Origin of the sequence: Mesorhizobium sp. B2-5-4, assembly GCF_006441095.1 — a bacterium.
GTDB classification, from domain to species: domain Bacteria; phylum Pseudomonadota; class Alphaproteobacteria; order Rhizobiales; family Rhizobiaceae; genus Mesorhizobium; species Mesorhizobium salmacidum.
On the sequence record NZ_VFUR01000004.1, the window covers coordinates 254554 to 274113 of the forward strand.

At 62.6% G+C, this 19560-nt stretch carries 21 protein-coding genes; 13 read left to right on the forward strand and 8 right to left on the reverse strand.

Features of this window, described 5'->3' with window-relative positions; translation table 11 throughout:
- Positions 1–117: 117 nt before the first annotated feature.
- A complete protein-coding gene (locus FJ492_RS07385) occupies positions 118–1185 on the forward strand; it encodes an aldo/keto reductase (protein WP_140506327.1) in 1068 nt (355 codons plus the stop codon).
- Positions 1186–1233: 48 nt separating this feature from the next.
- Entirely contained in the window at positions 1234–2502 is a 1269-nt protein-coding gene (locus FJ492_RS07390; RefSeq protein ID WP_181166595.1) for a cysteine desulfurase-like protein, read from the forward strand.
- Positions 2503–2517: 15 nt separating this feature from the next.
- On the opposite strand, the gene FJ492_RS07395 is transcribed toward FJ492_RS07390, so the two are convergent.
- Genes FJ492_RS07395 through FJ492_RS07415 form a run of 5 tightly spaced genes read right to left on the reverse strand, consistent with a single transcriptional unit; the run spans position 2518 to position 8026 of the window.
- Complete coding sequence (locus FJ492_RS07395) at positions 2518–3546, reverse strand: histone deacetylase family protein (RefSeq protein ID WP_140749690.1); 1029 nt, start codon at positions 3544–3546, stop codon at positions 2518–2520.
- Positions 3543–4049, reverse strand: coding sequence for a GNAT family N-acetyltransferase (locus tag FJ492_RS07400; RefSeq protein WP_140769250.1), 507 nt, complete (start codon positions 4047–4049; stop codon positions 3543–3545). Before FJ492_RS07400 ends, FJ492_RS07395 begins: the two co-directional genes overlap by 4 nt.
- A gap of 14 nt (positions 4050–4063) precedes the next feature.
- The gene (locus FJ492_RS07405) at positions 4064–4993 is read right to left on the reverse strand and encodes a 3-keto-5-aminohexanoate cleavage protein (protein WP_140769252.1); all 930 of its coding nucleotides are present in this window, start codon (positions 4991–4993) and stop codon (positions 4064–4066) included.
- A gap of 5 nt (positions 4994–4998) precedes the next feature.
- Entirely contained in the window at positions 4999–6384 is a 1386-nt protein-coding gene (locus tag FJ492_RS07410; RefSeq protein WP_140769254.1) for an aspartate aminotransferase family protein, read from the reverse strand.
- 1 nt (position 6385) lies between these two features.
- A complete protein-coding gene (locus FJ492_RS07415) occupies positions 6386–8026 on the reverse strand; it encodes a N,N-dimethylformamidase beta subunit family domain-containing protein (protein WP_181166596.1) in 1641 nt (546 codons plus the stop codon).
- A gap of 154 nt (positions 8027–8180) precedes the next feature.
- On the opposite strand from FJ492_RS07415, the gene FJ492_RS07420 reads away from it, so the two are divergent.
- Together FJ492_RS07420 and FJ492_RS07425 are read left to right on the forward strand one after the other, a co-directional pair.
- Positions 8181–8429 (forward strand): ParB N-terminal domain-containing protein, encoded by a 249-nt coding sequence (locus FJ492_RS07420; RefSeq protein ID WP_140769256.1) that lies wholly within the window; start codon positions 8181–8183, stop codon positions 8427–8429.
- 118 nt (positions 8430–8547) lie between these two features.
- Entirely contained in the window at positions 8548–9504 is a 957-nt protein-coding gene (locus FJ492_RS07425) for an alpha/beta hydrolase (RefSeq protein ID WP_140769258.1), read from the forward strand.
- Positions 9505–9554: 50 nt separating this feature from the next.
- Here the strand turns inward: FJ492_RS07425 and FJ492_RS07430 are convergent, their stop codons facing one another.
- Positions 9555–10583, reverse strand: a complete 1029-nt coding sequence (locus tag FJ492_RS07430) for a 2OG-Fe(II) oxygenase family protein (RefSeq protein WP_140769260.1) — start codon at positions 10581–10583, stop codon at positions 9555–9557.
- 113 nt (positions 10584–10696) lie between these two features.
- On the opposite strand from FJ492_RS07430, the gene FJ492_RS07435 reads away from it, so the two are divergent.
- The 5 genes from FJ492_RS07435 to FJ492_RS07455 all read left to right on the forward strand — a co-directional run bounded on the left by FJ492_RS07435 (position 10697) and on the right by FJ492_RS07455 (position 14176).
- Complete coding sequence (locus FJ492_RS07435) at positions 10697–11092, forward strand: GFA family protein (protein WP_140715031.1); 396 nt, start codon at positions 10697–10699, stop codon at positions 11090–11092.
- Positions 11093–11241: 149 nt separating this feature from the next.
- On the forward strand, positions 11242–11439 hold the full coding sequence (locus FJ492_RS07440; protein WP_140506309.1) for a hypothetical protein: 198 nt from the start codon (positions 11242–11244) through the stop codon (positions 11437–11439).
- Positions 11440–11629: 190 nt separating this feature from the next.
- Positions 11630–12502, forward strand: coding sequence for an undecaprenyl-diphosphate phosphatase (locus tag FJ492_RS07445; protein WP_140769263.1), 873 nt, complete (start codon positions 11630–11632; stop codon positions 12500–12502).
- A 147-nt stretch (positions 12503–12649) separates the two neighbouring features.
- Positions 12650–13276, forward strand: a complete 627-nt coding sequence (locus FJ492_RS07450; protein WP_140506305.1) for a transglutaminase-like cysteine peptidase — start codon at positions 12650–12652, stop codon at positions 13274–13276.
- A 111-nt stretch (positions 13277–13387) separates the two neighbouring features.
- Positions 13388–14176, forward strand: a complete 789-nt coding sequence (locus FJ492_RS07455) for a phosphodiester glycosidase family protein (protein ID WP_140769265.1) — start codon at positions 13388–13390, stop codon at positions 14174–14176.
- A gap of 28 nt (positions 14177–14204) precedes the next feature.
- Here the strand turns inward: FJ492_RS07455 and FJ492_RS07460 are convergent, their stop codons facing one another.
- On the reverse strand, positions 14205–14837 hold the full coding sequence (locus tag FJ492_RS07460; RefSeq protein WP_140769267.1) for a DedA family protein: 633 nt from the start codon (positions 14835–14837) through the stop codon (positions 14205–14207).
- Positions 14838–15165: 328 nt separating this feature from the next.
- Between FJ492_RS07460 and FJ492_RS07465 the strand changes: the two genes are divergently transcribed.
- The gene (locus FJ492_RS07465; RefSeq protein WP_140769270.1) at positions 15166–16239 is read left to right on the forward strand and encodes a GH25 family lysozyme; all 1074 of its coding nucleotides are present in this window, start codon (positions 15166–15168) and stop codon (positions 16237–16239) included.
- A gap of 39 nt (positions 16240–16278) precedes the next feature.
- On the opposite strand, the gene FJ492_RS07470 is transcribed toward FJ492_RS07465, so the two are convergent.
- Positions 16279–16467 carry a hypothetical protein gene (locus FJ492_RS07470; protein WP_027145480.1) on the reverse strand — a complete coding sequence of 63 codons (189 nt, stop codon included), beginning with the start codon at positions 16465–16467 and terminating at the stop codon, positions 16279–16281.
- 189 nt (positions 16468–16656) lie between these two features.
- Here FJ492_RS07470 and FJ492_RS07475 point away from each other — a divergent pair, with 189 nt between their 5' ends.
- The 3 genes from FJ492_RS07475 (at position 16657) to FJ492_RS07490 (ending at position 19321) form a co-directional block, all read left to right on the forward strand.
- Complete coding sequence (locus tag FJ492_RS07475) at positions 16657–17637, forward strand: DUF3592 domain-containing protein (protein ID WP_246675926.1); 981 nt, start codon at positions 16657–16659, stop codon at positions 17635–17637.
- Positions 17638–18192: 555 nt separating this feature from the next.
- Complete coding sequence (locus FJ492_RS07485; protein ID WP_140769276.1) at positions 18193–18714, forward strand: hypothetical protein; 522 nt, start codon at positions 18193–18195, stop codon at positions 18712–18714.
- Positions 18707–19321 carry a hypothetical protein gene (locus FJ492_RS07490; RefSeq protein ID WP_181166597.1) on the forward strand — a complete coding sequence of 205 codons (615 nt, stop codon included), beginning with the start codon at positions 18707–18709 and terminating at the stop codon, positions 19319–19321. Before FJ492_RS07485 ends, FJ492_RS07490 begins: the two co-directional genes overlap by 8 nt.
- Positions 19322–19560: the final 239 nt, after the last annotated feature.

A 19560-nucleotide genomic window follows, 5' to 3' on the forward strand; every position in this document is an offset into this window, starting at 1 on the left:
GCCTCTGCTCACGCAAAAGTCGGCCCGGCGAGGCTTGGAGAGCGCCTCCGCTTTTCCTATAAGATGCGAATTCCTCTCCGCGCAGCCGCGCATACATTCCCTCCGGAGCAGAATTCCATGCACAAACGCCGTCTCGGTCGGACCGATCTTCTTGTTACCCAGATTTGCCTCGGTTCGATGACCTGGGGCCAGCAAAACACCGAGGCCGAGGGCCATGCCCAGATGGACCTGGCCTTCTCGCATGGCGTCAATTTCATCGATACCGCCGAACTCTATCCGATCCCGCCCAAGGCGGAGACGCAAGGGCGGACCGAGAAGATCATTGGCAGCTGGATGAAGGCCAAGGGCAATCGCGACAAGGTGATCCTTGCCTCAAAGGTTGTCGGTCGCACGGCCAATGCCTGGTTTCGCGGCGACCGGCCCTCGCAATTGGTGCGGGCCGATATCTTTGATGCCATCGACAAGTCGCTGGCCAAGCTCGGCACGGACTATCTCGACCTTTATCAAATCCATTGGCCGGAACGAGACATCCCCTGGGGTGCCAACCCAACGCGCATCGGGGCGGTGGCGCGGCGTGCCGATTCTGTCGGCGCACCAGTCGGCGAAACGCCGATCGCGGAGACGCTCGCGGTGTTCGAGGAACTGGTGAAGGCAGGAAAAATCCGCCATTTCGGCCTTTCGAACGAGAGTTCCTGGGGCGTGATGCGCTTCCTCGCAGAGGCCGGCAAAGAGATCGGTCCGCGCGTCGCCTCGATCCAGAACGCCTACAACCTCGTCAACCGCACCTTCGAGGTGAACCTCGCCGAGATTTGCGAGCGCGAAGGGGTGTCGCTGCTTGCCTATTCGCCGCTTGCACAGGGTTATCTGACCGGCAAATACGATCACGGTGCCCGCCCGCAGGGCTCGCGCTCGCAACTGTTCAATCGCGGTCAGCGTTATGAGACGCCCAATGCCGCCGAAGCGCAACTCGAATACAATGAACTGGCGCGCTCTTTCGGCCTGGAGCCGGCGCTGTTTGCCAATGCCTATGTTTCGAGCCGGCCCTTCGTGACCTCCAACATCATCGGCGCGACAACCATTTCCCAACTGGAAATGGCGCTGTCCTCGGTGGATGTCGTCTGGACCGAAGAAATGCAGAAGGCGGTGGACACAGTTCACCAGAGGGTCGGCAATCCCTGTCCGTGACCGATCCCGGGCGCGGAATTGTCGAGTAACAGCAAAGGCATGGAGACAATGGTGGATTTCCCGATCGAGGCCGTGCGTGGAAAATTCCCCGCTCTCTCGCTGACCGACAAGGGTCGTCGCCGCATCTATCTCGACAATCCTGCCGGCACGCAGGTGCCGCAGGCTGTGGCCGACGCGGTGTCGCGCTGCCTGCTCACGACCAACGCCAATCTCGGCGGCCATTTTGAAACGACGATCGCGGCACAGCAGGTCGTTGACGAGGCGCATCAGGCGATGGCCGATTTCCTCGGTGCGGCGAGCCCGCAGGAAATCATCATCGGCGCCAACATGACGACGCTGACCTATCATATGTCGCGAACGCTCGGCCGCACGATGAAGCCCGGTGACGAAATCATCCTCACCCGCATGGACCATGAGGGCAATGTGTCGCCCTGGCTGCAACTGGCCGAGGACCTTGGCCTCGTCGTGCACTGGCTGCCGTTCGACGAAAAGACCTGGCAGGTCGAGGAGGTGATGCTGGCAAGTCTGTTGTCCGGGAAGACTCGGCTGGTAGCGTTGAACTACGCCAGCAATCTCACAGGCTCGATCAACAGGGTCAAATCCTTGACCCAACTTGCAAAAAACGCCGGAGCGCTGGTCTATGTCGATGCCGTGCAATTCGCGCCGCATGGCCTGATCGACGTGCAGGAGCTCGGCTGCGATTTTCTGATCTGCTCGGCCTACAAATTCTTCGGTCCGCATATGGGCATATTGTGGGGCCGGCGCGACGTTATCGATGGTCTGAAAGCCTATAAATGCCGCTGTTCCTCGAACGGACTGCCAGAGCGTTTCGAACTCGGCACGCCGCAGATCGAACTGATGGCCGGGCTCACCGCCGCGGTCGACTATTTTGCCGGACTCGGCACGTCGGCCGGCGAGGACGGGTCGAGAAGGCGCAGGATTGCCAAGGCGTTCGAAGTCTCCATCGCCTATGAAAACCCGCTGGCACAAAGGCTGATCGATGGGCTGTCCGACATTTCAGGCCTGTCCGTCCACGGCATCACCGATCCGAAACGGCTCGGCGATCGCGTGCCGACCGTCTCCTTCACCATGGACGGCATAGTGCCCGAAACGATCGTGAGGCAGATGAACGCCGAAAACATCTTCCTGTGGTCGGGCCACAACTATGCCTGGGAGATCGTCCACCAGCTCGGCATTCCTGCCGAGCAGGGCGTCGTGCGCATCGGCATCGCTCACTACAATACGGCGTCCGAAATCGACGAGACGCTTGAGAGCGTTCACCGGGTGATTGCTATGCTCAGGCAGCAACGCCCCTGACGCGAGCTTGCATTGTCACCGCGCCTTGCCGCCAAAACCGGTGAGGAAGGCGGTGAGATTGTCGCCGAGCCCGTCGCAGAGATAGCCGCCCTCCTGGACGATGACCGTCGGCAGGCCAAGCCCGGCGATCGCCTCGCCGATGCGCGAAAAGCCCGGCGTCGTCACCGAGAGCCCGCCGAACGGATCGCCTTCGAACGCGTCGAGGCCGAGCGCCACGACCAGCGCATCGGGAGAGAAGGCGCGGATACGCTGGAACGCAACGCCGAGCGCTTCCAAAAACGCCGCATCCGCGGATTTCCGCGGCAGCGGCAGGTTGAAATTGTAGCCAAGTCCCGGACCTTCACCGCGCTCGTGGGCGTGGCCCCAGAAGAACGGGTAGAACCGCACCGGATCGGCATGCAGCGACACCGTCAGCACATCAGGTCGCGCATAAAAAATGCCTTGCGTCCCGTTGCCGTGATGCAGGTCGACATCAAGGATCGCCACGCGGGCCGCCTGTTTGCGCAGTATTTGTGCCGCAACGGCTGAGTTGTTGATGAAGCAGAAGCCGCCGGCGACATCGGCAAAGGCGTGGTGGCCGGGCGGGCGGCACAATGCATAGGCGCCGGAAGCGCCTGCCATCACCGTTTCCGCCGCCTCGACCGCGCTCCAGGCGCTCCACAGTGCACTTTGCCATGTCTCGCCTGAGATTGGGCAAGCGGTGTCGGCCATGTGATATCCGGCCTGGCCGACGGCGGAGGCCGGATAGGAGCCGTTGCGGGCGATCGGGTGGATGTTGGGGATGACCTCGGCCGATGCGCCAGCGATGCGCTGCCAGCGTTCGAAAATATGTTCGAGGAAGTCGAGATATTCGGGTGTGTGCACCGCCGAGACCGGGCCGAGGCCGTGATCGCGCGGCCGCTCGATCGTGCAGCCGGCGGACTTTGCGCCGGCTAACAATCTTTCGACGCGTTCCGGTTTTTCCGGGTTCGGCTGCGCCGCGCCGCTGGAAAGAAAGGCCTTGGGGTCGTGTCGCTTCTGCTCCTGCGCATAGAAGGCTTTCATTCCTGCTCCCCATTTTCCGGCGCGTCGGCGAAGGCGAAAAAGGCCTCGCCGATGATTTTCTGCGTCTGCTCGTAACTCGACCAGGCAATGCCCAGCCTCTCGTAAAAGGCCTTGGCGCCCTCATTGTCGGTATCGACGGACAACCTGAGATAGACCCCGCCATGCTTGCGGCACTCGGCCGCCACGCGTCGCAGCAGGCGCTCGCCGATCTTGCGGCCACGGAACTGGTCCTCGACATAGAGGTCCTGCACATAGACGCCAGGCCGGCCCATCCATGTCGAGAAGATCGGGAAATGCAGGCAAAGTCCGGCGAATTCGCCATCGACTTCGGCGATCAGAGTCGAGAAGGCGGGCCTTTCGCCGAAGCCCCAGATTCTGAGATCGTCCGCCGTCGCGATGATTTCCTCCGGCGCACCGATATGGCTGCCAAGCTTCAGGATCGCCGCGTGGATGGTTTCGACATCATCGATGGTGCCGGAGCGGAGGAGGATCGCACTCATCATGGGCGCTGTGCTCGTCAAAACGCCACCCGGTCACCGCCCTTGAGCGCCAGCATGTCGCGCGCTTCCGCGGGTGTGGCAACCTCCAGCGAAAGCCCGTCAAGAATGCCACGGATGCGGCGCACCTGGTCGGCGTTGGATTTCGCCAGCTGGCGGCCATCATAGAGGCTGTCTTCCAGCCCGACGCGCACATTGCCGCCCATCGCGGCGGCAATCGAGATCAGCGGCATCTGGTTGCGCCCAGCGGCGAGCACCGAGAACTGGTAGCTGTCGCCGAACAATTTGTCGGCGATGCGCTTCATATGGATGAGGTTGTCCGGATCGGCGCCGATGCCGCCCAGGATCCCCAGCACGAACTGGATGAACAGCGGCCCCGACACCAGCCCCCGGTCGCGGAAATGCACCAGCGAATAGAGGTGGCCGACATCGTAGCACTCGAACTCGAAGCGGGTGCCGCAGCCTTTGCCCAGCCGCTCGAGAACACCCTCAATGTCGGCGAAGGTGTTCTTGAAGATGGTGTCGCGCGTGGCTTCGAGCAGCTGCGGCTCCCATTCGTGCTGCCATTCCCTTGGCTTTTCGAGCATCGGGAACAGCGCGAAATTCATCGAGCCCATGTTCAGCGAGCACATTTCAGGTTCAGCCCGCAGCGGTGCCGCGAGCCGCTGGTCGAGCGTCATCAGCGAGGAGCCGCCGGTGGTGATGTTGATCACCGCATCGGTCGCCTGCTTGATGCGCGGCAGGAACTGCATGAACACATCGGGATCGGCGGTCGGCCGCCCGTCTTTTGGGTCGCGGGCATGCAGATGCAGGATCGAGGCGCCGGCCTCGGCCGCCGCGATGGCGTCCGCGGCAATCTGGTCCGGCGTCACCGGCAAATAGGGCGACATCGACGGCGTGTGTACCGAGCCGGTAACGGCGCAGGTGATGATGACTTTACGCGGTGCCATTTGCTCTACCCCCGGCCTTCGACCGGCAGGTCTAGCTCGGAGGCCAGAACTTCAAGCGAGTCGCCGATGATGGAGATGATCTCGCCGACCTGCTCGCTGGTGACGATCATCGGCGGCGCCACCATGAAATTGTCGCCGTCGACGCCGCCCTTGACCCTGCGGCCATAGATGATCAGCCCACGCTCATAGGCGAGATCGAGTAGGCGCTGCGTGGCTTTTTTGCTCTGCTCGATAGGTTTCAGCGTATCGGGATCGGCGACCATTTCGGCGCCGGTAAGCAGCCCCTTGCCACGCACATCGGCAATGAACGGAAACCGCTTCGCAAGTGCCTTCAATCCGTCCATCAGCACGTCGCCCATGGCGGCAGCGTTGGCGATCAGGTCGAGCCGGTCCATTTCGCCCAGCACCGCAAGCCCGGCGGCGCAGGCGAGCGGATTGCCGGCATAGGTATGGCCATGCTGGAAGCCGCCGGTGGCGAGAAGCGGCTCGACTAGCCGCATCGGTGCGGCCAGCGCGCCGAGCGGCGCATAGCCCGACCCCAAGCCCTTCGACAGCGCGACGATATCAGGCTTGCAGTTCCAGTGGTCGCCGCCGAGGAATTTGCCGGTGCGGCCGGCACCGCTCATCACCTCGTCATGGATCAGCAGGATTCCGTAGCGGTCGCAGATCTCGCGGATGCGGGCGTAATAGCTGTCCGGCGCCACCAGGGCCGCGGTCGCGGCGCCGCCGATCGGCTCCATGATGAAGGCGACGACGCTTTCAGGACCTTCGGCGAGGATTTTTTCCTCCAGCATGTCGGCATAGCGGACGCCACGCTGCTCCATCGAGAGATTGTCGCGGTCGCGCCAGGCGGTCGGTGCCGGCACGGTCGGCATCACCCGCATCATCGGTGTGAAAGTCTCGGCCAGCGCGTCGTCGCCGGTGATCGAAAGCGAACCCAGCGTGCCGCCATGATAGGAAGGAAAGCGGGTGATCACCTTCCAGCGGCTCGCCTGGCCGGTCGCGACAGCCCATTGCCGCGCCAGCTTGATGCAGGATTCCGTCGCTTCGGAGCCGCCGGAGACGAAGAAGATGCGGTCCATGCCTTCCGGCAGCTTGCCGGCAAGTTCTCGCGCCAGTTCTTCCGCCGGCTCGTTTTCGAAATGCAGCCGGTAGGCGAAGGTGGCGCGGTCCATCTGCCGCTTCATCGCATCGAGCACATTGCGGTTGGAATGGCCGATATTGGCGACCATCGGGCCGCTCGATCCGTCGATGAAACGGCGGCCATCCTGCGTCCACATGTAGATACCTTCGGCACGGTCGATCAGCGGCCGGCGCAGGCTGGAGAGGTAGAACAAATGCGATTGGCGCCGGGCATCAATGTCTTGAACGGCAGGCTGGACTTTCGACATGTCAGGACTTTCCAAGATAGCGATCGAGGACATTCTGGGTAACCCGTTCGACCATCGGGTCTTGTCTTAGCAGACCGGCGACCCATTCGCAGCTTCCGGCATGGAACACCTCGCCCTTGCCGCGCGGAAAGTTGACGATCATGCCATTGCCGCGTTTGACCTTTTCGAGATTGGCGTCGCTCGCCGCGCCGAACAAAGTTTCGGCGGTGAAGCGGCCATCCTCATCGGTGAGGAACTGGTCCTCGACCGGGATGTCGGCGCTTTCCTCGACCTGGCTTGCCATGCCGACGGCCAGCACCTGCAAGCCATCGGGCGCACCGCTGGTCGGGGTCGGGTAGGGCAGGCCGCCGCGTATCTCGAAGTCGAGCCCGTCGACCTCATAGCCATAGACATGGCTGTCGGCGCCGAGCAGGTCGCCGTAATAGATGCCGGTGCCGGCGAAGGCCCAGTGCTCGGGCCGATAGACCGGAAAGCCGCGTACGCCACGTGGCGCGCAGCCACCCCAGCCGGCATAGACACCACGTGTGGCGTTGAGCCCGAAGGTCGCCGAACCCGGCCGGCCGATTTCGGGCGCTTCCCAGGAATTGGTGGCGCGTGTCACGTCGCCGCCGCGATAGGCGGGATCCTCGGCCCGGGCGCGGTATTTGTAGCAAACCTGCCGGAGGCCTTCGTCCTCCAGCCGGGTCTGCCACATGAAATTGCCGGCAAAGCGCGCCGCATGGCCGCCGCGCTCGACATAGAAGTCGACGGCATCGCGCATTTCCCAGGTCCAGTATTCGTCGTGGCCGACGAAGACTGCGCAGTCATATCCGTCGAGAATCTCGGGCGAAAAATGCAGATCGTGCTGGCTTGTCAGGTCGACATCGTAACCAGCCCCTTCGGCAAAGCGAAAAAAATGGCTGTCGTAGCTGGCCCAGCCCGACGAAGCGTATTTCTTCGAATGGCCGGTGGCGAGCGCCCATTCCATGTGCGGATAGCGCGGCGCGGTCTTCGGCGGCACCGCGACCTCCAACGGCACGCGCGGCGCATCCCGGGGCAGCACGACGAAGCCGCGGCACCAGGGGCGCTGCGTCGACACGATGGGCGAGTACTGGTTACGGTCGGGCCCGGTGATGCCCTGATAGTGGTTGGAGCCGCCCCAGGTGTTGTAGGCAAGCCAGGTCCCCGTCGCCGCCACCTGCAGAACACGGCCGGGTTTCTTGCCTGGCGGAGGGCTGACAATGAACAGATGGTGGGATCGGATCGGCTTGCCGTCGCGTCCGTCGGCGGTCAGGGTCACGCGGTAGGCGCCGGACGGCCAGTCGTTTTCCACACGGAATTCAAAGGAGGCTTCCCAGCCGCAGCCTTCTGCCGAGCATTGGTCCGGACTGTCCTGCCAGCGCGATGCGATGCCCGATTTCTCGAACGCCCTCGTCTCGGCGCCGCCGTCCCGAACGATCGTCATGCCGAAGGACGGAGCGGTGGAACTAACATGCAGCGTTACGGTTTCGCCGGCACGATACGAAAACCGATCACTGTAGCACCAGATCTCGCCGCGCTCGCCATCCATGCCCGGCCATTCGTAATAGTGACCGCGCACCGCGTGGCGGCGTTGCTCGGGCGTCAGCCCGAAATCGGGAAATTCGGTCGGCAGGTTGATCATGAAGCCCTAGCCCATCGGAGGCGCCATTTCGGCGATCCGCCGGCCAGGCGTCAAATAGAAACGATCATGCCAGCATTCGTTAGCCGCACCCTTGGCCGCGCTCAGCAAACGGACTATCTCAGAGGGCGGCGGCGGTTCCGCCACGGGGACAGGCATGCTCAGGGTGCAAAAGGTCAAGGTCGACGATATCTATGTGCCCACCGCGCGCAAGAAGACGCTGCACCCCGAAACCGTCCGGCATCTGGCCGAGGATATACTGGAAAACGGCATGAAGATGCCGATCCAGGTCCGCCATGACGGGAAGCGGCACATACTTGTCGAAGGACTGCATCGTCTGGAGGCCGCCAAATGGCTCGGCGAGTCAGAGATCGACGCCTATCTGGTGCAAGCCAAGCGCCACTGACGCGCAGTTTTTAGTCGACCGACAATGGCTGGCTGATCCTCGCCAGACAAATTTCCACAGATCGTGTCGGCCCGCGCCGTGTTCGCTCGTCCTTGGGCAGAACCGGAGGAGACCCGACATGTCCAGATCGACTTTTATCGCCATTCTTGCCTCGCTCGCAGCCTTGGTGGCCGCCTCGGGCCCAGCCAACACAGAGGAGTCAAAGCCTGCCATGACGACCGAAACGACAACACTGCCGAAGCCGCAAAAATCCGGCCTGCTGCCGATCAACGGCGTCAACTACTATTACGCCGTCTATGGCAAGGGTGAGCCGCTGCTTCTGCTGCATGGCGGCCTCGGCTCCTTCGATATGTTCGCGCCGATCCTGCCCAAGCTTGCCGAAAACCGCACCGTCATCGGCGTCGACCTGCAGGGGCACGGCCGCACGGCGCTTGGCGACCGGCCATTCAGTCTGCAGGCGCTCGGCGACGACATGGCCGGTATCGTCAAGGCACTCGGTTACGACAAGGTCGACGTCATGGGCTATTCGCTGGGCGGCGGCGTTGCCTTCCGCATGGCGGTCCAGCATCCCGAGGCTGTGCGCCGGCTGGTGCTTGTCTCGACAGGCTATGCGGCCGACGGCTTTTACGACGAGATGCGTCCGCAGCAGGCGCAGGTGAGCGCCGCCGCGGCGGCGTTCATGAAAGACACGCCGATGTACAAATCCTACGTCGCCGTCGCGCCGCATCCGGAAGACTTCCCGAAACTGCTCGACGCGCTCGGCAATTTCATGCGCCAGAACTACGACTTCTCGGCCGATGTTCCCAAGCTCAAGATGCCGGTCATGCTCGCTTACGGCGACAGCGATATGTACAAGCCCGAGCACGAGATCAAGTTCTACCAGATGCTCGGCGGCGGTCTGAAGGATGCCGGCTGGATGCGCGAGAACCTGTCGCAGAACCGTCTGGCGATCCTGCCCAACCGCACCCACTACGACGTCTTCTTCGCCCCGGAACTGACGGCCGCCGCGCTGCCGTTCCTCAACGGTGAGACCAAGGTGAAGAGCTGGGACGAGGTGGTCGGCGAAGCCGAATGACCCTCCACCGTCTCCGCCGGTCGTCTCCAGCGGGACGGCCGGCGAGTTGTTCAGGAAGCCTTGGCTCGGCGCGGCTGCCTCAGATGCTTGATGCCGCTCATCTCGACGAAGTTCGTCGCCGACTCCCAGAGATAGTCACCGTAGAGAAACGGCTCGAACGGCTCGGCGTCGTCCAACGGCAGAGGCGATATTTCCGCATCGACACGCGGCTCGTAGAAGAACGGTATAGAGAACCGCACCGTTTTCGGCGCAATGACCCGGTGCCGTGTCGCCCGCACGCGGCCGCTGGTCCAGTGTTCCAGCAACTGGCCGAAATTGACCGCCAGCGTGCCGTTGGCTGGAGGCACGTCGATCCATTCGCCGGCGAGGTTCTTCGCTTGCAAGCCCTCGACGTCGTCCTGCGCCAGCAAAGTGACGAAGCCTGAATCGGCATGTTCGCGGCCAATGATGGTGCGCGTCTCGCCCTTGTGGATCACCGAAAACTCCGGCCCGCCGGTATCGACGCCGGCATTGGCGTCACGCAGGGGATAGCGGATCAGGCGCAGCGTCGAGATGCCACCGTCGAAATAGGCATCGAAGATCAGTTCAGGCAGGCCAAGCCCGCGGGCGATCGACCGCATCAGCATGATGCCGACCGTCTCCATCGCGCGATAGTAGTCGGCTGCGGCGGTACGCCAGCCTGGCAGCGCATTTTCGGCCGGCAATGGTGTCGGCTCGCACAAGGGATCGTCGGAGGCTGACAGTCGCGCCGCGTCGGCAAGGTCCGGCCCCATGTCGATACCTTCCTTGTAGGAAACGGCATGCGGCTGCAGCGGAAACCAGCCGCGGTAGAAATTCTTCTTCGTGTGATCGAAATTCCAGCGCAGCAGTTTCTGCTTCTCGGCGTCGGGAAGCGAAAAGATGCGCAGCACTTGCGTGCGCTTGTCCGGCGTCAGCCAGTCATCGCCGGGAAAATCCCGAATCGCCATGAAACCGATGCCAGCCGCTGCGGCCATGATCCTGGCGTCGCAGCGGTCGCGGGCGGGCGAGGGCGGTCCGAACAGAGCCGCAATGCCGATTGTTTCGATGTCCGCTGTCATGACGGTCCTGCCACATCACGATAATCGATGAGCTTGTATCAAAGCTTTTCAATTGACCCAATCGGCCTCGCCGCTACCTTGCCGCCCGTTCACTCCACCAATGGATCCAGACGATGGCAAAATATGAGGGCGGATGCCTGTGCAGGGCGGTGCGCTACCGCACCGACGCTGACCCCATCAACGAGCGCATCTGTCATTGCCGGCTCTGCCAGAAGGCGATTGGCGCGGCCTTCAATGCGCGCGTTCTGTTCCGCATCGATGATGTGACGGTCGAGGGTCCGTTGGCCACGGTCAACACCTCGCCGGATCTCAAGCGTGGTTTTTGCCCGAACTGCGGAACGACGATGTTTTCGCGGCGCGATTCCGCCGGCATCATCGGCCTTACGACCGGTTCGCTCGACGACCCGTCGCTGTTCAGGCCCCAGATGCATATCTGGACCACCTCGAAACAGCCCTGGGTGATGCTGGACGACGGCCTGCCGCGATATGAAGGCGCTCCGCCGGCCTAGGCTTCCTCCTTCCCCTCGCCAGGAGGACGTGCCCCAGGATGACCAAAAATAGTCCAAAGAGACACGCGATAGCCGGCAAAGCGTCATTGGCGGGCCATCTTTGTCGCCCTATCTAAGCGTCGCGGGCCCGGCATTCGAGGAGACGACGGATGAACGACAGCATCAGCACCCTGGACGAGCTTTTGAGCGACCCGATGGTCCTGCTTGTGATGGAGCGTGACCGTGTGCGCCCGGAACAGGTGCGCATGCTGCTCGAACGGGCTCGCCGGCCATCCGCGGAGGAGCCTGTCGTGCCGCCCGCGCATGTAATTGCCAGGACCTGCCAGAAACTTTGGCTTTGCCCGTAATCGTCTTGCCAACCTCCACCCATGGAGCATCGCCGGCCCTTCGGGCCGGTTTGAACCGTGCGCGTCTGACGCGGCGGCGCCAGCTTACAAATCCGTAAATTGATTCTACGCTACATGACGATATGGCTTGCCGGGCACCGATCGCCGTCGATGCCTTCGCTAGTCCGATCCCTCCCGCATGGAGCCCGACATGGCTGATATCTGCACGCAAGGCGTCGACACGGGCTTTGTCGGCCTTGGATTTGCCAAGGTCGCATTCCTCGGCCTGGTGCAAGGCATCACAGAACTGCTGCCGATTTCCTCGACCGCCCATATGCGCATCGTGCCGGCCGTGCTTGGATGGCAGGATCCGGGCTCCGCTTTCTCCGCCGCCATGCAACTGGCGGCCCTTGCCGCCGTGGTCAGCTATTTCTGGGGCGACGTAAGGGATCTTTTGTTCGGGTCATTCGCCGCCCTCGCGCGCAGCGATTTTGCCGACCGGCATTTCCGTCTGGCGCTGTGGATCGTGCTGGCGACAGTCCCCATCATCATCGCCGGCGTGGCGCTCTCGGGCGTTCTCAACACCTGCAATTCGCCGTTGCGCAGCCTGACCGTGATTGGCTGGGCCTGCATCGCCATGGCGGTCCTACTGGGGTTCGCGGAAATCTTTGCCCGCCATCGGCGCACCATGGCCGACGCGTCGCGGGCCGATGCATTGCTGGTCGGCGTAGCGCAGATCGGTGCCTTGATACCCGGCGTTTCCCGTTCCGGCTCGACCCTGACGGCGGCACTAGGGCTTGGCTTCAAGCGGGCGGAGGCGGCCCGTTTCTCGTTCCTGCTCGGGCTGCCGGCCATCGCGCTTGCCGGCCTCAAGGAATTATGGGAGCTGCACAAGGTGCATCTCGATGCCCATGGATGGTCGGTTCTCGGCCTGGGACTGCTCGTGGCTTCGATATCGGCCTTTTTCGCCATCTGGGGCCTGATGCGCGTGCTGGAACGCTTCTCCGCATGGCCCTTCGTCATCTATCGCGGCGTGCTCGGGGTCGTCCTGCTGGTGGGCGTGGCGATGGGGTGGCTTGTCTAGGCTGGACCCGCACGCTTCCGGTGTTGCACGGCTGCAACCGCCAGGAGAGCATCAACCCATGCCCGAAGATGTGATAGGACGCCTTCATTGACTCCCGGCAATATCCGCCCTTAACGTTCTGTTAACAAAACAGATGGGCGGGGCCGGATGGCATCCTCGATGGGTTGGCGCCGGAAGGCGAAGGGGCTGGGGCTTGCGATTGGCCTGATTGCTTTCTGTTCGGCGGCGAGTTCCGCCTACGCGGCTCCCGTCTCCATGGTTATCGGCGGCTCGACTTCCCAGCCGATCGGCCACTATGATTTTTGCAAGATCCATTCCGCCGAGTGCTCGATCCGTTCGCCCGACAGCGAGCCGGCACGCTTGACCGCCAGGCTGTCGCGGGAGATCAGCGCCGTAAACCTTTCGGTCAACGCGCGCGTCAAGCCGATGAGCGACATGGACAATTACGGCAAGGAGGAATGGTGGGCCTATCCGGACAATGGCTTCGGCGATTGCGAGGATTACGCGCTGGAAAAGCGGCGTGAGCTCAACAGCCTGGGCATTGCCATAGCCAATCTTCTGATGACGGTGGTTCGCAAGCCGGACGGCGAAGGCCATGCCGTGCTGACGGTGCGTACCGACAAGGGCGACTTCATCCTCGACAACCTTGTCGACAAGGTTCGTCTCTGGAACCAGACGCCGTATCGTTATCTGAAAAGGCAGGCGAGCGACGACACCGGGCACTGGGTCTCCATTCTTGCCGGCGAAGAGAAGCTGGTCAGCGCCGTCAAATAGCCGCCGCGGGCCGTCCGGGCCGTAGTCCACGCCCCTCAAGCAAATCCTTCATCGTACCGGCAAGCGGTGCTATCCACGACAGTTCGTTGGAACCGACAATCCGGAACGCGCATGGATTTTTTGACACTCCTGCATTCGGCACCCTTGTTGCTGGCCCTGCTCAAGGCCGCGTTGCCGCACGCGGTCGCCACGACGGTGGCATTCGGCCAGTGGTTCGCTTCGGTGCCGCCGTGCCGTGACGTCGCCTTCGAGGCGGCGAGCTTTCTCGTCTGCGAGGTCGATCCAAAGCTATATTCGATCGAACTGTTCTGGAAAGACCCGGCGGGCAAGCCTTTTCAATCGTTGCACAATCTCGACGACGCCCAGCGCACGGCCGGACGTACCATGCTGTTTGCCATCAATGCCGGCATGTATCATCCCGACCTCAGGCCGGTCGGCCTCTATGTCGAACGCGGCCAGGAAATGGCCGGTGTGAAGACGGGATCGGGCAGCGGCAATTTTTCGCTGCAGCCGAATGGCATCTTCTACATCGGCGGCGGCAAGGCCGTGGTCCGGGCGACCAGGGACTTTGTCAGGCAGCGGCCAGCGACCGACTATGCGACCCAATCAGGGCCAATGCTGGTGATCGACGGCCAGCTTCACCCGAAATTCCGGTCTGACGGCACGTCGCGCAAAAGCCGCGACGGCGTCGGGGTGCGAAAGGATGGGATTGCCGTCTTTGCCATTTCGAACGGCACGGTGACGTTCCATGCCTTCGCCCGCCTGTTTCGTGACGCGCTCGGCTGCGACAACGCGCTCTTTCTCGACGGCACGATATCGAGCCTGCTCGCTCCGGCCATCGGCCGCAACGACGACTACTGGAACCTGGGGCCGATGATCGGCGTCTTCAGGAGGCGCTGATGCTTGGCGCCCTCGATCGCGATACGCGCTAAGCCCGTTTATCGCGCCTGCCTCGCAGCCTGATGACAATTACGGCGATGATGATCGCCGCCACCATGGCCGCGATCACCGCCAGGCCGAACAGGCTGGTCGCGTCGAGTTCGGGCAGATTGTCGGCCCCTTTCGCCACCAGCCATCCAGGCGACAGCACGACCGGCGCCCAGACGATCGCCGACAGGATGTTGGCGATCTGGAAGCGGCGCCTGTTCATCCCCATCATGCCCGCTACCAGCGGCACGGTGGCACGCACCGGACCGAAGAAGCGGCCGACGAAAACCGCGGCGAAACCGTAGCGATGGAAGAACAGGCGCGCCCTGGCGATCTCGCGGCGATAGCGGTTGAGCGGCCATTTGTGGACGACGCCGCGCCCGAGCCATTTGCCGAGAAAATAGGAGATGGTGTCGCCGAGCGTCGCACCGATCATCGCGGCGAGGAGAACCGGCAGCGGCTGGACGATACCGGCGCCCACCAGGCCGCCGACGATGATCAGCACCGTGGTGCCGGGCAACAGGATGCCGACCAGCACCAGCGATTCGCCGAAGGCCAGCAATCCGACCACGAGGCCCGCCCAGGCCTGATGGTTCTCGATGAAACAAACGCTCTGGTCGATGAATGACTGCACGCAAGCTCCCTTTTGAAAGTGTTCCTCAGCTGCCGCTGTCGAGCAGGCTCCTGAGTTCGTCGAGCTTGTCGTTGACGAGCCAGCCGCGTGGCCCGGCGCCTTGTCAGGAATCTTGGGAACGCCGGCGCAAACGCCGCATACCGTTCTCAACAGCCACATCATGGCACTGTCAAGGCTTGGCCGGACCGCTGCCGGCGGCTGTCTGAAAGGGGCCACAACTATGGTAAAAAACTTGATTCAATCTTTATTGGTAATTTCTCGTTCATAACTCGTCTGGTTGTCCGTCGGCCGTCGCCTTCGGTCTGTTGTGTTTTGAGTACAGGTCCAGATGCGGTTACCAGGCGTCATCAGTTTCGTGATCGCATCGCTGTGCCTTGCCGGCTGTTCGTCGACATCGGGCATGGATGCGCTCGACATGCAGAAGCCATCCAGTGAAACCACCAGTTCGGTTGTCCGGCCAAGCGCGCCGATCGCATCCGTTCCGCGGGCCAAGGCAAACGCGGCGCGCAATCGGGTCGAGGTTGCGCCCGAGGACGACACCGCTCGGCCCTTTGGCCTGGCGGAGGAAGAGACGGTGGCGTTTCCCGCAGCCGAACTGCCCGACAGCGTCGAGCCGCCGATCGAGGAGGCTGCCCTGGTGTCGCCGCCGAAGCTGTTGTCGCGGGCGGCACCGCCCATGCTGGCCGGACCGGTCACGCGCTACGGCTTCCGCGATGCCAAGCCGATCAATTTCGGCCGCTCGTCGCCCCGTCACCTTGCCGTGCACGGTGTCGACGTGTCGCGCTGGCAAGGCAACGTGAACTGGGAGAAGCTGCGCGCCCAGGGTGCCAACTTCGCCTACATCAAAGCGACCGACGGCGGCGACCATCTCGACCCGATGTTCGCCAGGAACTGGCGCGGCGCCGACGCCGCCGGCCTCAAGCGCGGCGCCTATCATTTCTTCTACTGGTGCCGCACCGCCGGCGAGCAGGCCGACTGGTTCATCCGCAACGTACCCAAGGTCGAGGGCGCGCTGCCGCCGGTGATCGACGTAGAGTGGAACGGCGACTCCAGTTGCCAGCGGCGCCCGTCGCGCGAAAAGGTGCTGGAGAAGATGCAGGTGTTCATGGACAAGCTGGAACGCCACTACGGCCAGCGGCCGATCATCTACACAGCGCCGGATTTCTACCGAGACAACCTTCAGGGCGCCTTCCCGGACTACCCGTTCTGGCTGCGCGCTGTGGCCCGGCACCCGTCAAAGGTCTATCCCGATCGCAAGTGGCTGTTCTGGCAGTATTCCGGCTCCGGCCTGTCGCATGGTGTAACCGGCCGCATCGATCTCAACGTCTTCCATGGCGATGAGCGGCAATGGCGCGCCTGGGCCGGCGGCGGCGGCCGGCAGATGATGGCTGACTCGGACTAGGACGGGATACCGTCCGCCGCCCAGGCGCTCATTCCCGGCCTATCGGAACTGATTGCTCCCGCTGTGCTTTTCCTCGCTCAGCCGCAGCTTCGTCCTCAGGCTCATGATCTCGGCGATGGCGGCATCGATCATGGCGAGAAGCGTTAGCGTGTCGTGCTGGGTTGGGTCGGCCCTGACATAGGCGAGCTGGTTCACGATATCGGGTTCGTCGTCGGCTTTGTCACTCATGCGCATCGTCCCGGCTGTTGTGTTCCTGGATTTTATCCGATCGGGTCGATCGTCAAGTAGCCCTTTATCACGTCATCGTGCGGATGGCCTTGCCGGCGTTCATTTCCAACCTTGCGAATGGACAAGACATTTCCGTTGCCGTGCTGTCTATATGCGGGCTGCTGCACTCTTGGTCTTCGGAGGGACGAGTTGGAGCTCAAATTTCTATTGGTGGGCTTTGCCTGCACGGTCGCCGGCATGCTGTCGATCGTCACCTTCCTGAAATGGCGAGAGGTCAAGGCGGCCAGCCGCTGGTTGCCGACGCCTGGAAAGATCGTCTCGTCGCGCGTCGAGGCGCGCGAGGTGACGAGCTCCGGCACTGGCTCGGAAAGCAGCACTTCGACCGAGATCCGCAATTTCCCGGCTATCACCTATGAGTACAAGGTGGGCGGCAAGACATTTCAAAGTTCGCACTACAGCGTGCAGGAGAACCTCGGAAATTTCGAAGTCGCCGAAACCCTTGCGCGGTTTCCGCGCGGCGCGGCGGTAACCGTGTTCTATGACCCGTCCAGCCCGGTCAAGGCCGTGATCGAGCGCACCATGCCGGACGGTGCCTTCAAGTTCATGATCCAGCTTTCGGCGGGGCTGGTGGTCGGTGCGCTGGTGCTGGTGTTTTCCGTCGGTGGCGTGCTGGAGGCAATCGGGCCGCATTTGCCCAAGCCGCGGAACCTTGGTGCCGCGGCATTCCTGCTGTTCATGGGTCTTTTTGTGCTGCGCATGGGCTTTGCCCAGAAATCGATGGCCGGGCAGGCGACAAAATGGCCGACCACCGCCGGCCGTATCGATGCGTCCGGCCTGCAGGCGATCAAGATCCGCGACCGGTTCGAACGCGTGGGATACCGGCCTTGGCGCACTGTCTTCAAATCCCGCATCATCTACAGCTATGGTGTCGCCGGACAGCGCTACAGCGCCGATCGTGTCGCTTTCGGCGCCAGCGTGACGGCCTCGCTGCCCGGCCTCGTCGGCGGTCAGGCGAGGCGGTATGTCGAGGGCGGCAAGGTCGACGTGCACTATGACCCCGCCAATCCCGCCTCGGCGGTGCTCGAATGCCGGGTGCGCGGGCTCTGGCTGCTGTGGGTCTGTTCGGCAGGCTTTCTCGGCGGCGCGGCGTTGCTGGTAGGGCTGGTCTGAGTGTCGCCGCCTTCAGCAGCGGACGAGAGGTCCGCTGTCGAATCCCCGCCAGGTCAACCGCACCGTCGCGCCATCTCTTTGGATATGGATGATGCGCGAAAATGGTTCGTCAAGCGATGGGTCCTCGCCATAACACTGGCTGGCGCGAACGAGCCAACCGGTGGCGGTTCTGCGGAAGCTCGCGTGCTCGCAGCCGAGGTTGGGAAACGACAGGGCCGACTGATCCACCGTGAAGACAGTCTGGCGCTGGACGTCTGCGGTCGCATGGCAGTTCAACCTGTCCCTGGACCACGTCCCGACATAGGGCGCGGCCGCTGCGGCCGGCACAATCGTAGTTGCGGAGATCGCTATGATCATTGCCAAACGCTGCATCTTTGTCCCCTGGGCTGCTGTGTTCGATCATACAGATTGCGGGTTTGCGTGGGGCAAGTTTTCGATCGAGGTGCGATAGACACAGCGGTTCCGGATTTCGTTTACGGTTTTGCACGGATGATGCGATACTGTGCAGCCGGCACGCAGCCGGCCCTGCTTCACAACGCTTTCCCCGAGATTTCGATGATCATTCGCAAACTGGCCTTTGTTGTCCTGGGTTCGCTCGGGCTCATGCAAGCGGCGAGCGCCAAGGAATGCCTCCTGAGCCATGCCACCTATCGGGAGCCACGTTCGGGCGCGGTCATGCAATTCCGGCCGCTCGACAACGAACCGGCGGCACTGACGGCGCAGGTGTTCTCGCTGGCCGTGCCTCATACCGGCATAAGCCTGCCGGCCGACATCACCTGGACCAACGGCAAAAATTCATTTCCGCTCGGCACCATCCGCCACCCCTGCACCGACGACGACCGCGAAGCGGGTCTGGAGGACGGCAGCGGGCTTTGCCGGATATGGGACGGGCAGATTTATGCCCTGACTGGAGGCGGCGCCGAGCAGCTGAATTCGCGCGAAGCGACACCGGCCCCGAAAGGGCTATTGCTGCCGCAGTTCGGTGCGATGTTCAGCGAATGGCCCGACTTCTCCAACGCCAACCCCGACGGCTCGGCCTGGGATGCCTTTGCCTTGACGGGATGCACCGATGAATAGCGCGATGAGACTGATCAGCTTGACCTTCGCCCTGCTTGCGTCCGGATCGATTCCCGCTGTGGCGGGCGAATCGGCGCCGTCGCGCCCGCCCATCGACAAATGCGTTTGGGAAAGGCTGACGGACAAAAATATCGGGCTCGCCGCCTGGGTGCAGCGCTGTGATTTTGGCTTCCGCCAGATTCATTTCGAATTCGTCGGCAATGCGCTCGCCATCAAGTACAGCGATGGCGGCGCAGCCGATCCGCTTGTCGAGGTTTTCGACATCCAGTCTGGCAAAACCGCCGAAGCCGTCTTGCAGCGTCTGTTTCTTGAAAAGACCGACAAGGCCGTCAGCGCCCGCTGTGTGCTGACGCCTTACACCGAGGGCACCGTGCCCGCCGGCGTCAAGCGCTACACGTTCAGCCCCGACGCCGCCTATGCGAAAGAGCTGAAGGCGAAGGCCGATCCTAACGAGGTCCCCGACCCGCCCTGCGGCGACTGGGGCGAAATACCAGACGGGATCCAGTATTTCGAGGTGCCGGCAGGTGAGGGGCGCAAGCTGCTGTTTGTCCGCGTCGGTCAGGACGAGCCGTTGTTTGATGAGCAGACGTTGCGGGTTTTGCCGTAGAGGAGCCACGTCAAACCTCCTTCAGCTCGACTCCGAGAACCGACTCCCCCATATGATATCCTTGTCACAGGAGATGGGATTTGATCTCGTCGCTCCGCGTGGTCTTTGGCTTGTTCGCGGTATTCAAGGCCGGCCTGAGAGAGCCGGTCTTGGTATTTTCAAAGGATGCTACATAAAGACATACTTATATTTTTGTGCCGTTTTTGTTCTTTTTACCATTTCGGCCCGATCTTGCGACC